General features: G+C 39.5%; 19 protein-coding genes. All 19 read left to right on the forward strand.

Going from position 1 to position 21,921, the window contains the following annotated elements:
• Positions 1-8 precede the first annotated feature (8 nt).
• Complete coding sequence (locus ACX9NY_RS26720) at positions 9-599, forward strand: ComF family protein (protein ID WP_472476075.1); 591 nt, start codon at positions 9-11, stop codon at positions 597-599.
• 316 nt (positions 600-915) lie between these two features.
• Positions 916-5,427 carry a fibronectin type III domain-containing protein gene (locus ACX9NY_RS26725; RefSeq protein ID WP_472476077.1) on the forward strand — a complete coding sequence of 1,504 codons (4,512 nt, stop codon included), beginning with the start codon at positions 916-918 and terminating at the stop codon, positions 5,425-5,427.
• 150 nt (positions 5,428-5,577) lie between these two features.
• The gene (locus tag ACX9NY_RS26730; protein WP_472476079.1) at positions 5,578-5,982 is read left to right on the forward strand and encodes a TIGR03826 family flagellar region protein; all 405 of its coding nucleotides are present in this window, start codon (positions 5,578-5,580) and stop codon (positions 5,980-5,982) included.
• A 178-nt stretch (positions 5,983-6,160) separates the two neighbouring features.
• Positions 6,161-6,445: a flagellar biosynthesis anti-sigma factor FlgM gene (flgM, locus tag ACX9NY_RS26735; RefSeq protein WP_053779526.1), complete on the forward strand. Its 285-nt coding sequence runs from the start codon at positions 6,161-6,163 to the stop codon at positions 6,443-6,445.
• A gap of 11 nt (positions 6,446-6,456) precedes the next feature.
• Positions 6,457-6,960 carry a flagellar protein FlgN gene (locus ACX9NY_RS26740; RefSeq protein WP_145149342.1) on the forward strand — a complete coding sequence of 168 codons (504 nt, stop codon included), beginning with the start codon at positions 6,457-6,459 and terminating at the stop codon, positions 6,958-6,960.
• A 19-nt stretch (positions 6,961-6,979) separates the two neighbouring features.
• Positions 6,980-8,536: a flagellar hook-associated protein FlgK gene (gene flgK, locus ACX9NY_RS26745; RefSeq protein WP_472476081.1), complete on the forward strand. Its 1,557-nt coding sequence runs from the start codon at positions 6,980-6,982 to the stop codon at positions 8,534-8,536.
• Between the two features lie 24 nt (positions 8,537-8,560).
• Entirely contained in the window at positions 8,561-9,481 is a 921-nt protein-coding gene (flgL, locus tag ACX9NY_RS26750) for a flagellar hook-associated protein FlgL (protein ID WP_472476083.1), read from the forward strand.
• Between the two features lie 16 nt (positions 9,482-9,497).
• Positions 9,498-10,067: a DUF6470 family protein gene (locus ACX9NY_RS26755; RefSeq protein ID WP_472476085.1), complete on the forward strand. Its 570-nt coding sequence runs from the start codon at positions 9,498-9,500 to the stop codon at positions 10,065-10,067.
• Positions 10,068-10,179: 112 nt separating this feature from the next.
• A complete protein-coding gene (gene fliW / locus ACX9NY_RS26760; protein ID WP_472479421.1) occupies positions 10,180-10,593 on the forward strand; it encodes a flagellar assembly protein FliW in 414 nt (137 codons plus the stop codon).
• 1 nt (position 10,594) lies between these two features.
• Positions 10,595-10,840: a carbon storage regulator CsrA gene (gene csrA / locus ACX9NY_RS26765; protein ID WP_024631614.1), complete on the forward strand. Its 246-nt coding sequence runs from the start codon at positions 10,595-10,597 to the stop codon at positions 10,838-10,840.
• A gap of 144 nt (positions 10,841-10,984) precedes the next feature.
• A complete protein-coding gene (gene hag / locus ACX9NY_RS26770) occupies positions 10,985-11,878 on the forward strand; it encodes a flagellin Hag (protein ID WP_338588701.1) in 894 nt (297 codons plus the stop codon).
• Between the two features lie 161 nt (positions 11,879-12,039).
• On the forward strand, positions 12,040-13,923 hold the full coding sequence (locus ACX9NY_RS26775) for a glycosyltransferase (RefSeq protein WP_472476088.1): 1,884 nt from the start codon (positions 12,040-12,042) through the stop codon (positions 13,921-13,923).
• Positions 13,924-13,943: 20 nt separating this feature from the next.
• Positions 13,944-14,786, forward strand: a complete 843-nt coding sequence (locus ACX9NY_RS26780; protein ID WP_472476090.1) for a TylF/MycF/NovP-related O-methyltransferase — start codon at positions 13,944-13,946, stop codon at positions 14,784-14,786.
• Positions 14,787-15,058: 272 nt separating this feature from the next.
• The gene (locus ACX9NY_RS26785; RefSeq protein ID WP_472476092.1) at positions 15,059-15,733 is read left to right on the forward strand and encodes a tetratricopeptide repeat protein; all 675 of its coding nucleotides are present in this window, start codon (positions 15,059-15,061) and stop codon (positions 15,731-15,733) included.
• Between the two features lie 9 nt (positions 15,734-15,742).
• A complete protein-coding gene (locus ACX9NY_RS26790; RefSeq protein ID WP_472476094.1) occupies positions 15,743-16,480 on the forward strand; it encodes an alpha/beta fold hydrolase in 738 nt (245 codons plus the stop codon).
• A gap of 222 nt (positions 16,481-16,702) precedes the next feature.
• On the forward strand, positions 16,703-17,428 hold the full coding sequence (locus ACX9NY_RS26795; RefSeq protein ID WP_472476096.1) for an IspD/TarI family cytidylyltransferase: 726 nt from the start codon (positions 16,703-16,705) through the stop codon (positions 17,426-17,428).
• Positions 17,429-17,449: 21 nt separating this feature from the next.
• The gene (locus tag ACX9NY_RS26800) at positions 17,450-18,499 is read left to right on the forward strand and encodes an NAD-dependent epimerase/dehydratase family protein (RefSeq protein WP_472476098.1); all 1,050 of its coding nucleotides are present in this window, start codon (positions 17,450-17,452) and stop codon (positions 18,497-18,499) included.
• Positions 18,496-19,722 carry a CDP-glycerol glycerophosphotransferase family protein gene (locus tag ACX9NY_RS26805; RefSeq protein ID WP_472476100.1) on the forward strand — a complete coding sequence of 409 codons (1,227 nt, stop codon included), beginning with the start codon at positions 18,496-18,498 and terminating at the stop codon, positions 19,720-19,722. The genes ACX9NY_RS26800 and ACX9NY_RS26805 overlap by 4 nt, the downstream gene beginning before the upstream one ends.
• Before the next feature lie 4 nt (positions 19,723-19,726).
• Positions 19,727-21,910 (forward strand): hypothetical protein, encoded by a 2,184-nt coding sequence (locus ACX9NY_RS26810; RefSeq protein WP_472476102.1) that lies wholly within the window; start codon positions 19,727-19,729, stop codon positions 21,908-21,910.
• The last annotated feature ends 11 nt before the right edge of the window (positions 21,911-21,921 follow it).

The following is a 21,921-nucleotide window of genomic DNA, read 5'->3' on the forward strand; positions in this document are numbered from 1 at the left end:
GGATAGGCATGTACAAATTCAGAGGCCATGAACGATACGCGCCGCTCTTAACCGTGCTGTTGATTCAAGCCTTTCAAGCGATGAGCGAGGAACAGAATTGTGCTTTGTTAAAAGAACCCCCAGCCCCCGTGGCTCATCTCGCCACGCCTGCTCAACAAATGAAGCCGCAATGGCGGCCTGCCGCGGTCACCTATGTTCCCGTGAGCAGCGAGCGCCTGGCCGAGCGCGGCTTCAATCAGGCGGAGCGGCTGGCTGCTGGGCTTGCCACCGCCTGCCGCCTACCTATCGTTGATCTGTTGCAGCGCCAGATCAACACCACCAAACAAAGCTTCAAATCACGCGGTGAGCGTATCGAAACGATGAAGAACGCTTTTTCCATCAACCCCGAAGGCATTCATTTAATTGAAAGACTATACAGGGAATCTCATCTGACAGCAAAAAAGGGCATGTCACATGACGAACCCATACAGATCCTGCTGATCGATGATATATATACAACAGGCAGCACCTTGGACGCTTGTGGGCAGGTTATCTTAAATGATGGTTTTACCATGGGAATTCCGGTTGAGATTTACACACTAACACTGGCAAGATCATAGAAAGGAGCTCCGAATAATGAATGACTGCCCAGCATCTTTCAGCCACTTTAGGTGTGGGATCTATACTTTATGATTAATAGTAGACAGGAAAATATGTTCTTTTATTAATCGTTGGTGCATATGTGTGTATCACCTTTCCATGTATACCGTGTGAAATATAATTGTTTGATGAAATTATAAATGAAAGCGCAACAAGAAATTTTTTACATGTAAAAAAGAGGAATTGGTTTTCTCGCGCAGAATAGATAGTTTTGCCGTTCATAGAGGTGACAGCATAGGGAGTGGCACAACATATCTTTTGAAGGGGAGAACAAAAGTGGTCGCAGGAAAAAGAAAAAACGGATTTTACTTATGGACTGTCCGTCTACTAGTATTCATGCTGGTATTCGGACAGTTTGGCATGTACGGGGGGAACCGGGCACATGCAGCGGTAGGAAGCGGGATAGTCTCATCAAGCAATGATTATCAATATGTAATGACGAACAACAACGGTCAACTACAGGTGAATCAAACACCAATTAAACTGAGTTGGGCGAGATCCTACGAGATTTCAACATCAGGATATTCCTTTAGGAGAAGTCAATCGATTAATGGGGCAGTTGAGGACATAACCAAGATTTCATTTGGCTCCTACACTTCTACTTATGCCGGCCAAATTACCAATGCTTTTATTATCGACTTTGCAGAGGTATGGGAGTACTACAGCACTATGGAATACAGACAATCCGGTACGAATGTTGGAGTATGGAATAATTCCACCGTTGATGAATTCGGAATGACTACGCCAAGATATGTGCAAAGCTATGAGGCTACACAGTTAAGTCTTGTGATTAACGCAGATACAGGAGCGGTAGTAGATTTTGTATCAAACTTGAATCCGTATTATATACGGAAAGCAGAATCATTCAGTTTTGTTAAAGAGCCAGGGACAACACAGCCCATTACTACGGTTCCAGCTGTTCCAACTAATTTGGTGGCTGATGCCACTGATGTAGCTTTTAATCTCAACTGGTCTGCTGCTCCACAGGCTGTCCAATATGAGATTGAAGAGAATGGTATCGTCAAAGGACTAATTTATGGTGTTAATTATTTCAACTCCCTTTCTAAACCGAATACTACATACACCTATAGAATACGTGGAGTTAATAAGTTAGGGACTAGTGAGTGGAGTGAGCCGTTTACATTAACGACATTGCTTGAGAAACCCGTTTTGGCTGTAACGGCAGAGGAAGGCAAGAATACGATTCAGTGGAAGGCGGTTGACTTTGCAAATCGCTATCAGCTACAGATCGACGGTGGCGCACCAATCGAGTTAGGAAACGTAACTTCTTATGTACATGAAGGGCTCGAAGCGAATTCAACACATACCTATGTGCTAAAAGTATTCTCTGCTAACAATGAAAGCACGTGGAGTAAAATGGTGAGTCAGTTAACAGTACCTGACCGTACCGATGGATTGATAGTTACTGATGCCACCTTAAATAAATTAACGGTAGCTTGGACTGCAGTAAAGGGGGCTACCGGATATGATTTGGAGATTGATGGCACTAATGTTGCTGTAACCGGGACCACGTATAGTAAAACTGGCCTTGCAGCCAATACAGAGTACACATTTAGAATCAGACCTAAAAATGCTGGTGGTACAGGAAGCTGGAGCGATGTAATCATAGGAATCACCCAGATGAGTACACCTGTTATTCAGTCAAACCCTTCACAAGAAGAAATTATCCTCATCTGGTCACCAGTTTATGGTGCTACGTCATATGAAGTTGAAGCTGATGGCGTTGTGGTTGGAGATATAACAGATTCAATCTATACGCACACGGGGCTTAAACCTGGAACGGCACATAAATATCGCGTACGAGCTATAAGTGACAATAACAATAGCGCATGGTCGGCGGTAAAATCACAAAATACGTTGCCAGATTCCGTTAATGGATTAGTGATTAGTGCAGCAACCAATGCAGCTATTACTCTGAAATGGACAGCAGTAACTGGAGCAACGGGATATGACCTCGAGATCGATGGAACGGTTATCCCTGTAACAGGAGTAAGCTACACGAAGAGTGGTCTTGCAGCAAACACAGATTATACTTTCCGTATTCGCTCGAAAAATGCCGCCGGTGTAGGGGCATGGAGTGATCTGATTAGCGGAATAACGCAGTTGAGCACACCTGTTTTGAAAGCCACGTCGGAGGAGACGGCAGTTAACTTGACTTGGGCTGATGTAGCTGACGCAACGAAGTATGAGATTGAGGTTGACGGAGCAGTGGTTGCAACGGTAGAAGAGCCTAGTTATAGCCATGCAGCATTGCTTCCAGGAACGGCTCATAAATATCGCATTCGTGCGTTGACGGAGACCAATACGAGTGCATGGACAGCAATCTTAACACAGAGCACGATTCCAGCTTCCGTTACAGGATTAACTGTTAGCTCGGCTACGAATGTAGCCATTGCATTGAAGTGGACAGCAGTGACGGGAGCGACGGGGTATGACCTGGAAATCGACGGTACCGTTGTCCCAGTAACGGGAGTGGCCTATACGAAGAGCGGTCTTGCAGCAAATACAGACCATACCTTCCGTATCCGTTCGAAGAACGCCGCAGGAGTAGGTGCTTGGAGCGATCTGATTAGTGGAACAACACTATTAAATACACCTGTATTAAAAGCAACATCAGAAGAAACATCAGTTAATCTAACTTGGGCAGCTGTTGCAGATGCGGCCACTTATGAAATTGAAGCAGATGGTACAGTAATTGCCACAGTTAGTGATCCGGCATATTCACATATTGGATTGTTACCAGGAACAGCGCACAAGTATCGTATACGTGCTCTAACGGATACCAATACAAGTGCATGGACAGCAATTCTGACGCAGAGCACGATTCCAGCTTCCGTTACAGGATTAACTGTTAGCTCAGCTACGAATGTAGCCATTGCATTGAAATGGACAGCAGTAACGGGAGCAACGGGATATGATCTGGAGATCGACGGAACGGTTGTCCCAGTAACGGGAGTAGCTTATAGCAAGAGCAGTCTTGAAGCGAACACAGACCATACTTTCCGTATTCGTTCAAAGAATGCTGCTGGTGTAGGTACTTGGAGCGAACTCATTAATGGAACGACACTTCTAAACACACCGGTATTAAAAGCGGCATCAGAAGAGACTGCAATTAATCTGACGTGGGCTGAGGTAGCAGACGCAACAAAGTATGAGATTGAGGCTGACGGAGCAGTGGTTGCAACGGTAGAAGAACCTAGTTATACCCATACAACGTTGCTGCCAGGAACTGCTCATAAATACCGGATACGTGCGTTGACGGACACGAATACAAGTGCATGGACAGCAATCTTAACGCAGAGCACGATCCCTGCCTCTGTTACAGGATTAACTGTTAGCTCGGCGACGAACGTGGCCATTGCATTGAAATGGACAGCAGTAACGGGAGCCACGGGATATGATCTGGAGATCGACGGAACGGTTGTCCCAGTAACGGGAGTAGCTTATACGAAGAGCGGTCTTGCAGCGAACACAGACCATACTTTCCGTATTCGTTCAAAGAATGCCGCTGGTGTAGGTACTTGGAGCGACTTGATCAGTGGGACGACGCTTTTGAATACACCGGTGCTAAAAGCAGCATCGGAAGAAACTGCAATTAACCTCACATGGGAAGCTATTGCTGACGCAACGAAGTATGAGATCGAGGCTGACGGAGCAGTAGTGGCAACAGTAGAAGAGCCAAGCTACAGTCATACAGGACAGTTGCCAGGAACGACCCATAAGTATCGTATCCGTGCTTTGACAGAGACCAACACAAGTGCATGGACAGCGGTATTGACCCAAAGTACCATCCCTGCTGCAGTTAACGGTTTCATGTTAAATACCGCTACACCTGTTGCTATCTCAATGAAATGGAGCCCTGTTTCAGGCGCCACCGCTTATGATTTGGAAATTGACGGCGTTGTATTTTCTGTGAGTGGATCTGCTTATACGAAAAGTGGTCTTCTAGCGAATACAGATCATACCTTCCGTATTCGTGCGAAGAATGCTGCTGGTATGGGTAGCTGGACTGAGATCATAACCGCTTCGACTCAATTAAATGTACCAACAACGCTGAAAGCTGTACCTGAAGAAACGGCAGTTACGCTGACATGGAATGAAGTTGCAGGTGCAACAAAATATGAAATTGAGGCAGATGGAATAGTGGTTGCTACGGTGAGTGATCCCTTGTATGTCCACAATGGATTACTTGGTGGGACTGCGCATAAGTACCGTATACGTGCCCTGACCGCCACTAATGTGAGTGTCTGGACAGCAATACTCTCCCAAACTACGCTACCTTCCAGTGTCTCAGGTTTAAGTATTAACTCTGCAACCACAGCAGCTATCGCGCTGAGATGGACTGCTGCAACTGGAGCTACAGGGTATGATCTGGAGATTGATGGTACGGTGGTTGCCGTGAGTGGAGTTGCTTATACGAAGAACGGACTTGCACCAAATACGGAACACACCTTCCGAATTCGTGCCAAAAATGCTTCCGGTGCAGGTGCATGGAGTGAGATGATTACAGGAACGACACAATTATCTACACCTGTGTTGAAGGGGGCTTCGGACAGAACAAACGTTATTCTGACATGGGACGGGGCTGTGGGTGCCTCGTCTTACGAGATTGAAGCCGATGGGCAAATTGTAGCGACTGTCAGTGATGCAACATTTATTCATTCTGACCTCTTGCCGTCTAGCTTGCATAAATATCGCATTCGCGCATTTAACGAGCAGAACACAAGCGTATGGTCTTCTGTACTAAGTACTAAAACATTGAATTAGGAATATAAAATTGGGGAGCAGGGTTGCGTATATGTGCATCCTGCTCCCCTCTTTTGTTTTGCAAATAGACTATGGATTCATCAGAGAAAATAAGGTAATGTATAGTTATTATCTATTCGGAAATGGAAGTTTGAGAGGGGCGTTTTAGCGATGAATCTGGGTAATTGTCCTCGCTGTGGTAAATTATATGCGTTGAATTTTAGAGATGTATGCTCGAATTGTATAAAGGAAATAGAGCAGGAATATCAAATCTGTGTAGATTATTTGCGCGAAAACAAGGGCACCAACATACAGGAGCTATCCGATGCAACAGATGTTTCAATTAAAAACATTACCAAGTTCATCCGCGAGGGACGAATTTCCATCGAGAACGCCCCGAATATGATGTATCCTTGTGAAGTATGTGGAACATTGATTCGTGAAGGTCACATGTGTGACTCTTGCCGTAATCGTTTAACGAAAGACTTGGCAGGAGCAGCTCGTGAAGTAGGTCAGAAGGATAACAACAATGTAGGCGGACGAACCTACAATGCTGTCGACAAACTACGCGATTAATAGGAGCGAGGGCTCAAATACATGTTTTGCTATAACAAATGTTTTGAAACGTACCGATAAACTTATTAAAGATTATCGGTTTTTTTAATTATCCTAATTATTTTTAGAGCATAAAGATAAAGTAAGAAAAACGTATATCGTCGTTAAAAACCCTAATGTGAAAGGAAGTGCAAGTTAAATGAAAATCAATGAACCGAGTAGGATTGGCGCCATCAATTCATATCAAAGGAACGTTGAATCCAATCAGCAGGCTGATGCCAAGAAGAGCCGCCGTAAGGACGAGGTATCCATTTCTCCGGAGGCGATGAAGATGCTTGAGGAACAAGGTCGTACACAGGATGCAGGACGCATACAACGGATACAGGAACTAAAAGAACAGGTGAGTTCGGGAACGTATCAGGTAGACAGTAGCAAGCTTGCTGACAAGCTGCTGCCATATTTTAAGTCTTTTGATAAGGAATAGGTGATCACGTAATGGCAGCACTGGACAGATTAATTGCAGTTTTGCAGCAAATGGAACAAAGTCACCGCGATATGCTTGCACTCAGCGAGGTCAAGAGACAGGTCATTGTCAAAAACGATGTGGATGAACTCATTGCCCTCCTCAACAAAGAATCTCGTTTCATGAAACAACAGGAGCCATTGGAGATCGAGCGGCAGAGCGCAGTTCACGAACTGCTACAGGAGCGAGGCATCAAGTCCATGCTGAACCTGAATATTACTGAGATCTCGAAGCTGATTTTTGATCCGGCTGACAAACTGCGATTGCTTGAAGTCCAGAAAAAGCTGGCGGGGACACTGCATGAATTAAAGGAAATCAATCAACTGAATCAAAAGCTGATCGAGCAATCGTTGATGTTTATTGATCTTTCAATGGACATCTTCGCTTCTCGGCCAGAACAGGATGCCACATATCAGCATCCTGCTGATAAGAACGGCAATCCAGGGCGAATCGGTCTGTTTGACACGCGTGCCTGATTAATTAGGGGGAAACCAGGTGACATCTACATTTCATTCAATCGAAACGGCTAAACGCAGTTTGTTCACACAGACGACAGCTCTTAGCACAACAGGCCATAACATAGCCAATGCTAACACGGAAGGCTACTCACGCCAAAAGGTAAACATGCAGGCATCTATTCCAATGGAGCCGTTCGCATTTCTGCATAGTACAACACCAGGACAGCTTGGTACAGGGGTAGAGTTCGACTCCATTACACGTGTGCGTGAGAAATTTCTGGATGACCAGTATCGCAATGAAAATACCAACTTCGGGAGTTGGTCCATTCAACGCGATACACTTGAGAAACTTGAGGCTATTGTAAACGAACCATCGGACACCGGTTTTCGAACTGTTATGGATAATTTTTATAAATCCTGGTCAGACCTGAGTAAGAATCCTGAAGATGTTACAGCACGGCGGATCGTGAAAGAAACGACGTTAGCTCTGACCGATGCGATGAATCAGATCAGCCGCCAACTGGATGCACTGAGTCAGGATTTGGATAGTAACATCGCTGTGAAAAGCAATGAAATTCAGGGCTACCTTGGTAATATTGCAAACCTTAATAGCGCCATTGTAAAAGTCGAGTCCCTTGGCGACAATGCCAACGATTTGCGTGACCAACGTGATCTGATGACAGACAAGCTGTCTAAAATCATGAATGTTACTGTTACTGATTCTCCGCAAGGATACCAGATTCAGATGAGTGGACAGGCACTGGTCACAGGTGGAGCGGTACAAGTAGCGGTAGATCCTGCTTTTCTGAATGCTGCGTATACAGCAGGCACGCTCACCAACGGAGAGGTCCATGGCATGATCAAGTCCCGAGACACTTTAGTGACCGATTATCAGAAACAAATGGATGACTTAGCGAATACGCTTGCCAACGGTGATATTGAGATCACCCTTCCTGCGGGATCTGTCTTGCCAGATAATACTGTACTCGATGGAGTTACATACACAGGTGCAGCACGGACATTGTCAGCTGACTTGAAGGTTACGGTTAAAGGTCTGAACGGTCTGCACCAGCTAGGATATAGTATGGACGGGACCAATTCGCCAGGACTACCATTCTTTACAGCAGCGGGTGGTGGAACAGCCATTACAGCTGGCAATATTTCATTGAATGCCGAAATCTTGGCTGACCCGAATAAAATTGCAACTTCACTTCGAACCACTACGGATTCTTCAGGAGCAGAAACGGTGATTAAAGGTAACAATACACTGGCTAATCTGCTGGCTAACTTGAAGGATACTCCGATGAAATCCATTGATGGTTTGCGGAATGCAACGATTGGTGCCCAGTTTAGTGCGATTGTTGGACAGTTGGGTGTTCAATCTCAAGAGGCGGCACGTCAAACCTCAAACTCGGAGTTCTTGGTAGAGCAAGTGGACACCAGACGTCAGTCCGTTAGTGGTGTATCGTTGGATGAAGAGATGGCCAACATGATCAAATTCCAGCATGCTTACAGTGCTTCTGCACGTTTTATGACCACATATGACCAATTACTTGAAAAATTAATTAACTCTACCGGGGTAGTAGGCAGATAATGGAAAGGAGCGACATAACAGACGATGAGAATTACTAATAATATGTTGAGCTCGCAATTGATTCTTAACCTGAACCGGAATGCGCAACAGATGAATAGTACACAAACTCAATTGGCAACAGGACGGAAGATCAACAAACCTTCTGACGATCCGGTAGGGATTACGTACTCCCTTCGTTATCGTGCAGAACTGTCTTCCAATGAGCAGTATCAAAAAAATGTGGATAGCGCTGTATCATGGCTGGATTTTAATGATACAGTAATGGACCAAGCTGGCAGCGTGGTTCAGCGGTTGAGAGAACTGACTGTGCAGGCGGCTACGGGGACTAACCCGCAATCTGCACTTGATAGTATCAATGAAGAAGTGAAGCAATTAAAAGCACAGCTTGTTGATATTTCAAACAGTACCTTGAATGGGAAGTATGTATTCAATGGTGAAACTTACGATGTTAAACCTTATGACTTCCCTACCAGTGCTGACGGTTCGTTTGATACAACGAATGCTACTTCCGTCGTTACTGATTCGGGTAAGATTAATTTTATCGTGGGTGAGAGTATCCAATTACCAATTAACGTGACCGGTAATGAAGTGTTTGGTGATTCTACGGAAGCTGATAATCTTTTTGTAATATTTAATACGATTAGTCAGGCTCTCGCCAGTGGGGATCAAAAGGAATTGTCCAATCAGCTTGCAAATATTGATACTCGAACAAACAAGATGCTTGCGATTCGTGCAGAGATTGGAGCAAAAACCAATCGCGTCGAACTCATGCAAGGTCGGTTAAGTGACCTTGAAGTGAACTTAACGGATTTGCAAGCAAAGGTTGAGGATGCAGATTACGCTGAATTGTCAATTAAGTCTAAGATTCAAGAAAATATATATAATGCTTCACTTTCTGCAGGTGCTAAAATTATTTCCCAGTCATTGGTTGATTTTCTAAGATAAAAGGGGAGATTATCTGGTGAGTACTCTTCCAATTGTGCAGATTCAGACTACACCAACGGTACTGTATATCGATGCAGACATTGGTCAGCAGTCGATCCGCCAGCCGAAGGCAGAGGTCCAGCTCCACACCAAGCCTGGTAAATTAACGGTGCAAAGCCATGCAATAGAGCTGAATGTGGATCAGTCCAAGGCTTTTTCTGCCTATCATGGTGGGAATATGATCGATATGAATGCCCGAATATATTCGGGTATTCAGCAATTATTCTTGCAGAATATGGCTGAGCGCGTGCAACAAGGGAATGATCTGGCAGCAATCCACAAACCAGGCAATACGATTGCCAATATTGTGGGAACGAATTGGCAAGCCAAACCGTTTCCGGAGACACGCACGGCAGCTTCCTCTGATAATGTGGATGTACGTGTGTTTACGCAAGCACCAGACATTCGCTTTGAAGCAGCTGAATCCGAGATGAATGTAATTGTGAACAAGCCAGAAATTGAATATCAACGTGGCAAGTTGGATATATATGTGCAGCAATATGCTTCTATACAATACACTCCGCCTACGATTGATATGGGATTATAAGATATAATGTAAAGCTATAGACGGTTATAATACCCCGCTATAGCTTTTTTTCTATAAAATCATCGCCAAGGAGGCGTTTATTATTTTTATTGAGACAAGTACATGGGGAAAGATTGAAGTAGATGAAAACAGCACATATCAATTTCCAAGGGGTCTACCTGGTTTTGAAAACGAAACTAGTTTTGCACTAATCCCTTGGGAAGACACACCATTTAGTTACTTACAATCATTAACGGAGAAAGAGCTCTCTTTCTTGGTAGTCAGTCCTTTTGAGTTTAAGCAGGACTATAGTTTTGAACTGAGTGAAGAAGATAAAGAAGAACTAAAAATCGAAGAAGATGTAGCCGTTTATTCTATAGTCACTATACATTCAGATGTGACAAAATCAACGATGAATCTCTTGGCCCCAGTTATAATTAATCCTGCACATCGGGTAGGCAAGCAAGTTGTCCTTCAGCAAACAGGTTATATGACTAAACATCTCATATGGACAGAAGAAGCGACTTCGGCGAAGGAGGGGGTCTGAAATGTTAGTATTGTCACGTAAAAAGGGAGAATCTATTATCATTCAAGATAATATTGAGGTAACTGTATTGGCAGTGGAAGGTGATACAGTACGGATTGGTATCTCTGCCCCCAAGCACATTGATATCTTTCGGAAAGAGGTATATGCCTCTATTCAGGAGGCTAATCGAGAGTCTGCAAAACCGGATGCTCCTAGTGTCGCTGCTTTTATGGAGTTGCTCCAAGGCATTGAAAACAAAAAAAAATAAAAATATTCCAATTTACTATTAACAGTTCTTCTCTTCCTGTCGATATATAGTTTAGACGCTGCTTCGGCAGGGCGGCCGACCTTAATGTCGCGGCGTTTACCACAAGGATGTGGAACTAACTTATTTTCAGGGAGGAAATTACTAATGATTATCAACCACAATATCGCTGCAATGAACACTCACCGTCAATTGGGTGCAAACACAGCCAACACAAACAAGGCTATCGAAAAATTGTCTTCCGGTCTGCGTATTAACCGCGCTGGTGACGATGCTGCAGGTTTGGCAATTTCCGAAAAAATGCGCGGTCAAATCCGCGGTTTGGATATGGCTACTAAAAACGGTCAAGACAGCATTTCCTTGATCCAAACAGCTGAGGGTGCATTGAACGAAACTCACTCCATCCTGCAACGTATGCGTGAATTGGCAGTTCAATCTTCCAATGACACGAACACAGATAAAGACCGTGAAGCTCTTCAAAACGAAGTGGATGAGTTGGCTAAAGAGATCACTCGTATCTCCAACACAACTGAGTTCAATACTAAGAAATTGCTTAACGGTTTCGCAGATGGTGCTTCTGGTGTAAGTAGCGCAGCTAACCTGAGCTTCCATATTGGTGCAAACGCTGATCAAAACATCTCGCTTACAATTAAAGCAATGGATGCTGCAAGCTTGTCTGTTGGTGCAGCAACAGGATCTTCTTCTGCAACTGGTGCAACAGCAGCTGCAGTAACCGGTGGTATCAGCATTTCCAGCGCAACTTCCGCGAACGCTGCCATCACAACAATCAACAACGCGATCGAAACAGTTTCCACAGAGCGCGCAAAACTGGGTGCTTATCAAAACCGTTTGGAGCACACAATCAACAACTTGGGAACAACTTCCGAGAACTTGTCTGCTGCTGAATCCCGTATTCGTGACGTAGACATGGCTAAAGAAATGATGAACCAAACGAAAAACAACATCTTGGCTCAAGCTTCCCAAGCAATGTTGGCACAAGCAAACCAACAGCCACAAGCTGTTCTGCAATTGCTTCGTTAATTTTATATTACCTCAAAAACTGCCAGGCTTTGTCTTGGCAGTTTTTTTGTGTTTAGAATATAAATTCCATAAATTTTCAGATGAATTCCACGAAAAACGACTAATTAAAATAGAGAAATGCACCGACATATAGTATAAGACTGAAGAGACGAGAGGGTTCTATGACTAATACAATTTCGTTATGCATGATAGTTAAAGATGAAGAGAGCGTTTTGGAACGATGCTTAGATAGTGTTAAAGGATTTGTTGATGAGATTATTATTGTAGACACGGGCTCAACAGATAGCACACGAGAAATAGCAAGAAGATATACAGATCAAATCTATTCATTTGAATGGGTTGATGATTTTTCTGCAGCCAGAAATGAATCCATTGGATATGCTACATCTGATTATATTTTAGTATTGGATGCTGACGAATATTTGGAATCAGGATATGAATTGAAAAAAGACTTGCAGAAGGAACTAGATTTCTATGTCTTCAATATTAAGAATACAACAAATCAAGGTACAGCATTCAATCATACTGCAGTAAGATTATTTAAAAATAATTTTGAATTATATTATGAGAACAGATTACATGAACATTTAAACATTATTGATAATCATAAAAACTTTACAAGTGGGATCTCTAATTGCTTAATTGTTCACTCGGGATACGGAGATTCCAATAAACTGGAAGAAAAAAAGGTGAATAGAAATCTTCCACTGATGAAATTGGAAGTTAAAGAAAATCCGACAGGATATAACTTATTTAATATGGGAAAGACATATTTTGGATTACAGGATTACATGAAGGCAGTAGAGTTTTTCAAACTAGCATATTCATTAAGTAAGGATCGCATGTACCTGCCTGAATTAATAACTAAATTGGCATACTCTCTTGCAGAGATAGGACAGAGTGATGAAGCATTAAATATTTTAAGAGATGCAACATCAATTTATCCCAATGAAACTGAAATGAAATATATCCAAGGTGTTATATATAAAAATGCAGGATATTATAAAGACGCCGAAGTTTGCTTTTTACGTTGTCTTGAACTGGGGGATCAGGGTACTGCGGTGACGGAAGGCAGTGGTAGTTTTAGAGCTCATCTTGAGCTGTCTGAGCTATATGAACTGCAAGGTGATCTTAATGAAAGTTATAAAAACAAGATAAAAGCTATGGAAACAAAAAGCTCATTAGAAATTATTTTTAATTATTTGGAATTTACATTGAGAATGAATCAGCCTGTTGAAGAAATTATACAAAATATTGAGAAGTTCTATAAAATGGAGAGTATACAAGACTTACAAAACCTAATGAATATGTTGTATGGTTTGCGTCATCCTTTATTGCATCACTATCTGGAAAAATTCAAAATAGCGGCAGATGCTCATATTAGCGCAGTCGCGATGATTTACAGTAAGGATCGGCAAGTGATGGTGGGAGTTCTGGATCAGACTGAGGATTTCACTAAAGAAGAAAATGGTGAGGATCTTCTACTCTTAGCGTATGTGTTCAAAGAAATAAATTTACTTACTCAACTTCAATCTTTGATGAACTTGGGAAGCAAGGAATTAAAGAGTATTAGAATGCTTTTTCAAGGAAAAGCTTTGCCTGGTTCAATCAGTGTGAGTTTAGAAAGAGTGTTGTTTGCATTGTGTGAGAAGTTGATTATTATCGAGGAATTTGATTTGTTCCAGGAACTTGCAGAAAAACTTATGGAATCAAAACAAAATTATAAAGTAACACTTAGCAAACTCTTGAAAAAATTTAACTTTGATGAGTTGGCTATAGATGTGTTAACTACTCTGTATAACAATAAAAACAATAATATTGAAGTTATACAGTTACTTGGAGACTTGTGCTTCCGGAATAATTATTTTGAAGATGCGATATTCTTTTATAATTATTTAAAGGAAAATAACCCTAACTATCAAGTCTATGAGAGATGTTTTGAATTAATTAAAAATTCCAATGATGAGTTTGAGAAAGTGCAATTACAGAAGGAGATATCCAAACGTTATCCAACTGCTTTGTGGGCAGGTAACGTACAAATTTGAATTAGAGAGGGATGAATTAAATGAAAAATGTTTTAATTTTTGGGGCTTCCGGATATGGAAAACGTGTATTGTATTCTTTGGATGAGCGTTACATTAAGGTATTAGCTTTTGTAGACAATCATCAAGCAAAACATGGTCAGACGATAAATAGTATACCTGTAATTTCTCCAGAACAAATTCATGTTTATAAGTACGATAATATTATTATTTCTGTCGGACCCTTGGAGAAAGATATAAAAACTCAACTAACTAACCTAGGAGTAGAAGAAAAAAAGATTATAACTTTTCTTCCTGACCATGAGGAAGTTAAGTGGCTTGAGAATAGGTATGTCATGGCACGTTCTTGTATTGATGAAATAAATAGAAATCAAGTTGCTGGAAGTGTTGCAGAACTTGGAGTTTATAAAGGTGAATTTGCAAGTTACTTAAACAGGTATTTTCCAGATAAAATGTTGTATCTTTTTGATACTTTTGAAGGATTTGATGCGCGAGATGAGCATGATAAAGATGAATATGAAGAAAGTTCACCGATGTTTACGGACACCAATGTAGAACTAGTATTAGATAAAATGCATTTCCCCGATAATATAATCGTAAGAAAAGGTTATTTTCCTGATACAGCAGTTGGATTAGAAGATACTTTTTGTTTTGTAAGTCTGGATACTGATCTATATAAGCCTATTTTACAGGGATTAGAATATTTTTACCCACGTTTAGAAAGAGGCGGGTATATATTTATTCACGACTATGATAAGGTCAATTGGCCTGGGGTGACTTCGGCTGTAAGAGAATTTAGCGAAAGATATAATGTTCCCTATCTCCCTATCTTAGACAGAGGAAATAGTATTGTTATAGCTAAATAAGTAAATGATTCATTGTCTCAGATGCAGTAACTTCTTTGGATGCCTTAATTAGTAGAGGAGAGACCCGATAATTTTCTGGGTGTGATCCTCTGCTGAAATAGTTTAGAAATATATAATCTAATGCTTATTTTATTTCTAAGTCATAAACTTGTAGGAATAGCTTTGAAGATATAATTCTCAAGAATTAGTCTTTAGCAAAGGACTCGAAGTTAGGAAGACTTTCATCCCAAGTTGACTAAGGTGATTGATTTTGCTTTTAAGGAGCGGAGAGTTTGAGAAAATATTTTAAACCTAGAATAGGATTAGTCAAAGCTGCGGAAGGAGATACTTTAGAGTTTGACTTGCCTGAATTTATAGAACGTGAATTTGACTTTAGAAGATACACTTACTTTAGTACCTTTGATTATTTCCATGAAGTATTCGATTTCGAGATTGTTCTATCTTTAATAAATGGATTCGAAGCGGGCGATTATCAAATATTAATTAACTTGAATGATGAATCGGAATTGTACGATGTTAACTTTTGGAAGATGGTATATGATGTTTGGTACAATGATGAAGTATCGAGTTTGGTATTAAAAGATCAACATAAAGATATAAAAAAAGGATTACTGGAACTAATAAATTTAGGTTATGCAAATCAGGCTAAGGAAACAATTGAGCTTCTTATTGTGGATTTTCCTGAGGATTACGAATGGATAACTTATTTAGCATCAGCTCAGTATGCGTTAAAAGATATTGCTTCAGCAATAGTATCACTTCGCAAAATTTATTTACATAACCCTATTGATGAAGACAATTTATATAATTTAAGTTTTATGTATATATTGGATGGAGATGTCCGAAAGGCTGTTTATTATCTTCACCGTTTGAAGAATATTACGCAGAATAGCCACTTAATAAAAAGTATTGATGATATGTTAGAAGATTGCTATAAGTACTTATAAGGAGAACATATGGGAGAATTCTATATTAACAAATACAATGAGTATTTAGTGGAAAAGTACACAGAGGATAAACGAAAAAGTGTGTTAATCGATTTTCAACCCGATAGTAATACACTTATGATAACCTTTAGTAGTTTGCACAGAGGGGTTTTGGGACTCCCGCCGTTTGAATTGTTCCGGATGACAAAAAAATTAGGTATAAAAAAGATTTTATTAAGAGATTTTGATCAAGCTTGGTATCACAAAGGGCTGCACAATGTTTCGGATGTAGATAATATAAATCAATTGGTCAATTATTTGGAGGAATTAATACAAGCTTCCCAAGTAGACAATATTGTGGTAATTGGAGCTTCAATGGGGGGATACGCTGCTATTCTATTTGGGTTACTTACAACGTACAATGTTAAAGTACTCTCATTTAACCCCCAGACTTTTTTGGATTACAACAACAATATTCTCTATAATGAAAATAGATGGACAGATGCAATAAAGGTAATTCCTAAAGAAACGCCAGAAGAATATCTTGATATAGTTCAGTTGTTAAATAAAAAAAATGAAGCAGGAGCTGGACAGAAGGAGTTTCATTTATATTATAGTTTAACTGATATTCATCATGCTGAGAGGTTAGAAGGATATGATGGAGTTATACTTCATAAGTTTAATCATGATGATCATCACTTGTCGCGATTTTTAAGAGATCAAGGATTACTTCAAGAAATATTTAATCAATTTTTATTTCCTAACTAGCAGAGGGGAAGGTTTCCGAAACTCGGAAACCTTTTTTCTTTTGAGTTTAAAGTGAGATAAATTGGAAAAATCAAAAGACAATCTAAACTAATGAAAGCCTCATTTTGTACCGATATACAAATTATAGACGTCATAATACAATAAGATTTGATTTCGAGTAAGAATCAATTCTGTAAGAATACAAGAGGGAAACATTACTATACTAATTCGAGGTGGAGCAGCATGATTACGGCACTAATATTGGCTGGCGGAACTGGAGTAAGAATGAATAGCAGGACAAAGCCAAAACAATTCTTGGAGCTTCATGGTAAGCCAATCATTATCCATACGTTGGAACATTTTGAGAAGCACGCACTCGTTGATAACATTGTAGTTGTTTGTGTGGATGGATGGGAAAAAGAACTGGAAAACGAAATTAGAAGAAACTATATCAGCAAGGTGAAATGGATTGTTTCAGGGGGCGAAAATGTACAAAGGTCTACTTACAACGGATTGCAAGAAATGTATAAAGACTGCGATAATCCAGAAGAGTCTATTATAATCATTCACGATGGGGTGCGCCCATTAATTGATGAGAAATTAATTACAGAGAATATTGAGATGGTAAAGAAACGTAGATCGTCTGTTACTGTAAGCTACGCTATTGAAACTGTAACAGCAGTCGACGATACCGGCAAAATTGTAAGAGTCGAGAATAGAGATAAAGCCAGAATTGCCAAAGCTCCACAATGTTTTTATGTGAGTGATCTGATGAGAGCACATCACAGAGCTATAGGAGAAGATATTGATGGGATGATCGATGCAGCTTCTCTAATGAATTATTATGGTCATGATCTTCATACTGTCCTCGGTTCAAATTATAATGTGAAAATAACTACGCCGGCCGATTATTATATTTTCAGAGCTTTGTTTGAAGCGGAAGAAAACTCTCAGATCTTTGGCCTATAATTTTGGGGATTGGGTGATTACGTGAATACTATTTTAGAACAGGACTTTAAACATATATACAAGGCTGAACTTCCATGGGAGAAAATAAAGGGAAAAACATTTTTTGTAACAGGAGCAACGGGGTTTATAGGTTCGTTGATCATTCGTTTCCTAGATTATATTAATCAAGAGCATAATTTAAACGTAAGAGTAATTGTGTTGGTCCGTAGTCTAGAAAAGGCTAAAAAACAATTGAGTAGCTATAAAGTTGAGATCATACAGGGAGATGTTTGCAGTCTTCCACAAATACCGACAGCCATAGATTTTATAATCCATTGCGCTGCAATCACAAACTCTAAGGAAATGATTGAGAAACCAGTAGAAGTTACGGAAGGCATCGTTCAAGGAACCTCCAACCTAATGAAACTTTCGCTTGATAAAAAGGTGGAAAGTGTAGTGTTCCTATCTTCAATGGAAGTGTATGGAAGAACACAAGGCACAGGTAAAGTGGAAGAGAATATGTTAGGTGACATTGATATATTTAATACTAGGAGCTGTTATCCATTAGGTAAACGGATGGCGGAAAGTATCTGTTATAGTTACTTTTCTCAGTATAATATTCCAGTAAAGATAGCCAGGTTAGCGCAAACTTTTGGAGCAGGAATTTCTAGATCCGAGAATAGGGTCTTTGCTCAATTTGCAAAAAGTGTTTTACAAAATGAAGACATTGTTCTTCATACTGATGGAGCATCTATGGGGAACTACTGTTACTCGGCGGATGCTTTAAAAGCGTTATTTGTACTCTTGTTAAAAGGCGAAGATGGACAGGCGTACAATGTAGTTAATGAGGATGCAAGTATGACAATCAAGGAAATGGCTCACATTGTAGCAGAGAAGGTCTCTCAAAATAAGATATCTGTTAAGTATGATATTCCAAGTGAAAATAAATTTGGGTACGCTTTACCAAACAATACAAGGCTATCGGCAAAGAAATTAAAAGAGCTGGATTGGGAAGCGAAGTATAATCTCGAAGAAATGTATAAGCGAATGCTTGAATATTTTTCGGATAACGATCGTGTTGTGAGATCATGAAGGAAAGTTTAAGAGAGTTTTCTTATATTTTGTATCGTAAATTAAAAGCTTATTTATTAAGTACACTTTTCTATGTGTTTAGAATTTATCCGGTTAAAAAGGGAAAGGTTGTGCTCTCCAACTTTGAAGGAAGAGGTTATGGATGCAACCCTAAATATATAGCAGAAGAAATTTTAAAAAGGAATCATTATAAAATAAATAAGATGGAAATCGTCTGGTTAGTAAATCATTTAGAGAGTTCTTTTCCTGAAGGAATCACAAAAGTGAAAAACAATTTATTGAATAGAGCATATCAATTAGCAACAGCTGGTGTATGGATTGATAATGTCAGGAAACCTTTGGAGACCCGTAAGAGAAAGAAACAACTGTATGTAGCTACTTGGCATGGTGCAATTGGTTTCAAGCCGGTTGGTAAACTAAGAGGAAAAGCTTTCCCTAAAATTGCTGAAATAGTTAGTAGACATGACTCCAGCTTAGTAGATTATTTTATTTCCAATTCTAGATGGTGCACAGAAATGTATCGTAGGGCTTTCTTTTATGAGGGTACAGTATTAGAAACAGGCACACCGCGTTGTGATGTGCTAAATAGCCCAACAGAAAAAACAAGATGCGATATACGTGAGGAATATGGTCTTCCAATCAATACAAAAATTTTACTGTATGCCCCAACATTCCGAGGGGGTAATCAAAGAACTTCAGGAATGAATGCTGCCCTGCAAGGCATGGAGATAAACTTAATAAATGAAGAATTACTCAATGCAATGAAAGAGAAATTTGGTGGCGAATGGGTTATGTTCATCAGGTTGCATCCTAATGTACAAAAAGCTCATGGAGAATTGTTTGAGGTTGTGGATAAGAATATTATTAATGTTAGCGATAGAGAGGATGCATACGATTTACTAGCTAGTGTGGATGCTTTTATATCTGACTATTCAAGTATGGCTTTCGATGCAGCCTCTAAGAAAGCTCCAGTATTTATATATGCCAATGATATTGAGGAGTATGTAAATGAGAGGGGAGAGTTGCTCTGGAATTTGGAAGAACTCCCTTTTTCAATCAGTTACAACAACGTCGATTTATTAAGGTCGATTAAGGAATTTGATTCTCAGTCGTATCAAGATAAACTACACGTTTTTTTTGATCTGGTTGAATTGAAAGAAGATGGGTTAGCTAGTAGACGGATTGTGGATAAGATTGAGGGATTTTTGAAGTGTGAGGTCTAAGTATATGGAATTTAAAAATGACAGAATATATTATAATTTTGACCAAAATTTTAATATGATTAGACACTTGCCCATAGCAATTTACGGAATAGGATTCAATACCGGAAAACTACTGGAGCTAAATACTGACTACAACATCATTAGTGTTATTGCTAATGAAAGAATAGGCGAAATCGTTTATGGCAAAGAAGTCATTTCCATTGATTCCATTCCAGATGAAGTCAAAATTGTTGTGATTGTAGCACAAATGAAATCTATAAAAACAATTTATAAAAGGATTAAGGCAATAGAAAATAAGGGAATTCAAGTATTTGATTTTTTTGGTAATAATTTATCTGAAAATAGTAAGTATCAACCCATACAAGATATCAACCAAAACATCTTGATTGAGATGAGAGCCAAAATTGATGACTATGATATTGTATCATTCGATTTTTGGGATACATTGATTATGCGTAAAGTGCTCCAGCCCGAAGATATTTACGAGTTAATTCAATACGAGCTAACTAAAAATAAATTAACTTACAATGTTAAAGTCTTGAATTTTAAAAAATTAAGATTAAAGGCTGAACAAATTTTAGTGGATCAGGGAGTGGTTCCGAATTTAGAAGAAATTTACAACATTATTCGTGAATTGGAACATAAAATAGATGTTCCACTATCCAGAACGTTATTAGATATGGAGGTTCGAATTGAAGTAAATCATTGTGTTCAAAGAGAATCTGTGGTGAATTTACTGAGTTATGCAATTTCACAAAATAAAAAAGTATATTTGATGTGTGAGACCGCAATGTCTTCTGAGCAAATAAAAAAAGTGATCAACAGTTGCAATATTGCAGGACTTAATGATTATGAGCTAGTCGTTTCTAGTGAAATTAGAAGGAAAACTGCAGGGACAACACTATATGATTACCTTAAGAAAGAATCAGGAGTAGGAAAGTGTCTCCACTTTGGCAACAAAAATGCAGAGTTTGCTAATGACCCTAACATTGATTTTTATTATATTCCTAGTTCAATTGAAATGTTGAGAGAACCGTTCGGAAGCATAGTGGATAGTGTTCCTTATAACTTCTATGCCAATCTAAGCCTAGGGCTATTGGCGTCTAAACTCTATAAGGACCCATTTGAATTCCAAGAACAAAATAAGAAGGCTCGTATCCATACTACGTATGAGTTAGGATACTCTTGTTTTGGAGCTCCTACTTTAAAATATCTCTCATGGTTAATCGGACACTTAAAGAATAATGAAGATTCATTGTTGTTGTTTTCCTCAAGAGATGGTTATTTCTTGCATAAATTATATGAGGAAATCAGATCTGAGCATAAATACTTGAATCTTCCCAAAGGTCTATACTTTTATATATCTAGAAGAGCTGTGACAGTTGCTGCAATTCGAAATAGAGATGACATTATTAAAATTGTTGAGTCAGTATTTAAACTATCGGTTGGTAAGTTGAGTTTAATCTTAGAGGAAAGACTCGGGTTGAACTCATTTAGACAAGACGAATTACTCAATTGTCAACTTGCTGATTTAATTGGTAGAGATGACAAGTTACGAATTGTTAATAGAGTCTTAGAATACAGCGAGCAAATAATCAATAACGCCTCAATTGAAAGAGAAAATTATCTGAATTATATAGATGAAGTTTTAGAGAATAATTATGATCAAATATATCTTTTTGACTTGTATACAAAAGGGACGAGTTATTTTCAGCTAAATTCATTGATCAGCTCCGAATTAAAATTAGTGTGTTTCGGATTGAAAGATTATCCTAACGAATATATTTCGAACACGGAGCATGTTAAAGCGATGTTCGGAAATAATGAACTTTCCAACTATTCATGGTTCGAGAGGTTTTACCAGGTTTTTGAAGTTGCTTACGCATCAGCTGAGGGACAACTTCGATGTTTTGATGATAAGGGATTGCCGCAATTTGTGCCGGGTAGTCAGTATGATGAGAAAGAAATAAACGATTTGCAACAAGGAATCCTGAATTATATTCATGATTATAATACAATCAATACAAATTGGGTTACACAAAACCTCAGTTTAGAATTGGCTGATTCTTTTATAGGTTTGCTGGATTCAAGAAAAACAGTAATATCAGAGCAAGTGAGTAAAGGGTTTAGTTATTATGATGGATTTGCTTCAGAGGAATTACGCAATATTTGGGAAGATTTGATTTAAGGAGAGAAGTG

Source organism: Paenibacillus sp. CB74 (genome assembly GCF_055687625.1).

Bases quoted from the DNA above. Each gene is read 5' to 3' on its own strand.
- ACX9NY_RS26720 (WP_472476075.1), top strand. From the start codon at position 9: ATGTACAAATTCAGAGGCCATGAACGATACGCGCCGCTCTTAACCGTG.
- ACX9NY_RS26730 (WP_472476079.1), top strand. From the start codon at position 5,578: ATGAATCTGGGTAATTGTCCTCGCTGTGGTAAATTATATGCGTTGAAT.
- flgM (WP_053779526.1), top strand. From the start codon at position 6,161: ATGAAAATCAATGAACCGAGTAGGATTGGCGCCATCAATTCATATCAA.
- ACX9NY_RS26740 (WP_145149342.1), top strand. From the start codon at position 6,457: ATGGCAGCACTGGACAGATTAATTGCAGTTTTGCAGCAAATGGAACAA.
- flgL (WP_472476083.1), top strand. From the start codon at position 8,561: ATGAGAATTACTAATAATATGTTGAGCTCGCAATTGATTCTTAACCTG.
- csrA (WP_024631614.1), top strand. From the start codon at position 10,595: ATGTTAGTATTGTCACGTAAAAAGGGAGAATCTATTATCATTCAAGAT.
- hag (WP_338588701.1), top strand. From the start codon at position 10,985: ATGATTATCAACCACAATATCGCTGCAATGAACACTCACCGTCAATTG.
- ACX9NY_RS26775 (WP_472476088.1), top strand. From the start codon at position 12,040: ATGACTAATACAATTTCGTTATGCATGATAGTTAAAGATGAAGAGAGC.
- ACX9NY_RS26780 (WP_472476090.1), top strand. From the start codon at position 13,944: ATGAAAAATGTTTTAATTTTTGGGGCTTCCGGATATGGAAAACGTGTA.
- ACX9NY_RS26790 (WP_472476094.1), top strand. From the start codon at position 15,743: ATGGGAGAATTCTATATTAACAAATACAATGAGTATTTAGTGGAAAAG.
- ACX9NY_RS26795 (WP_472476096.1), top strand. From the start codon at position 16,703: ATGATTACGGCACTAATATTGGCTGGCGGAACTGGAGTAAGAATGAAT.
- ACX9NY_RS26805 (WP_472476100.1), top strand. From the start codon at position 18,496: ATGAAGGAAAGTTTAAGAGAGTTTTCTTATATTTTGTATCGTAAATTA.
- ACX9NY_RS26810 (WP_472476102.1), top strand. From the start codon at position 19,727: ATGGAATTTAAAAATGACAGAATATATTATAATTTTGACCAAAATTTT.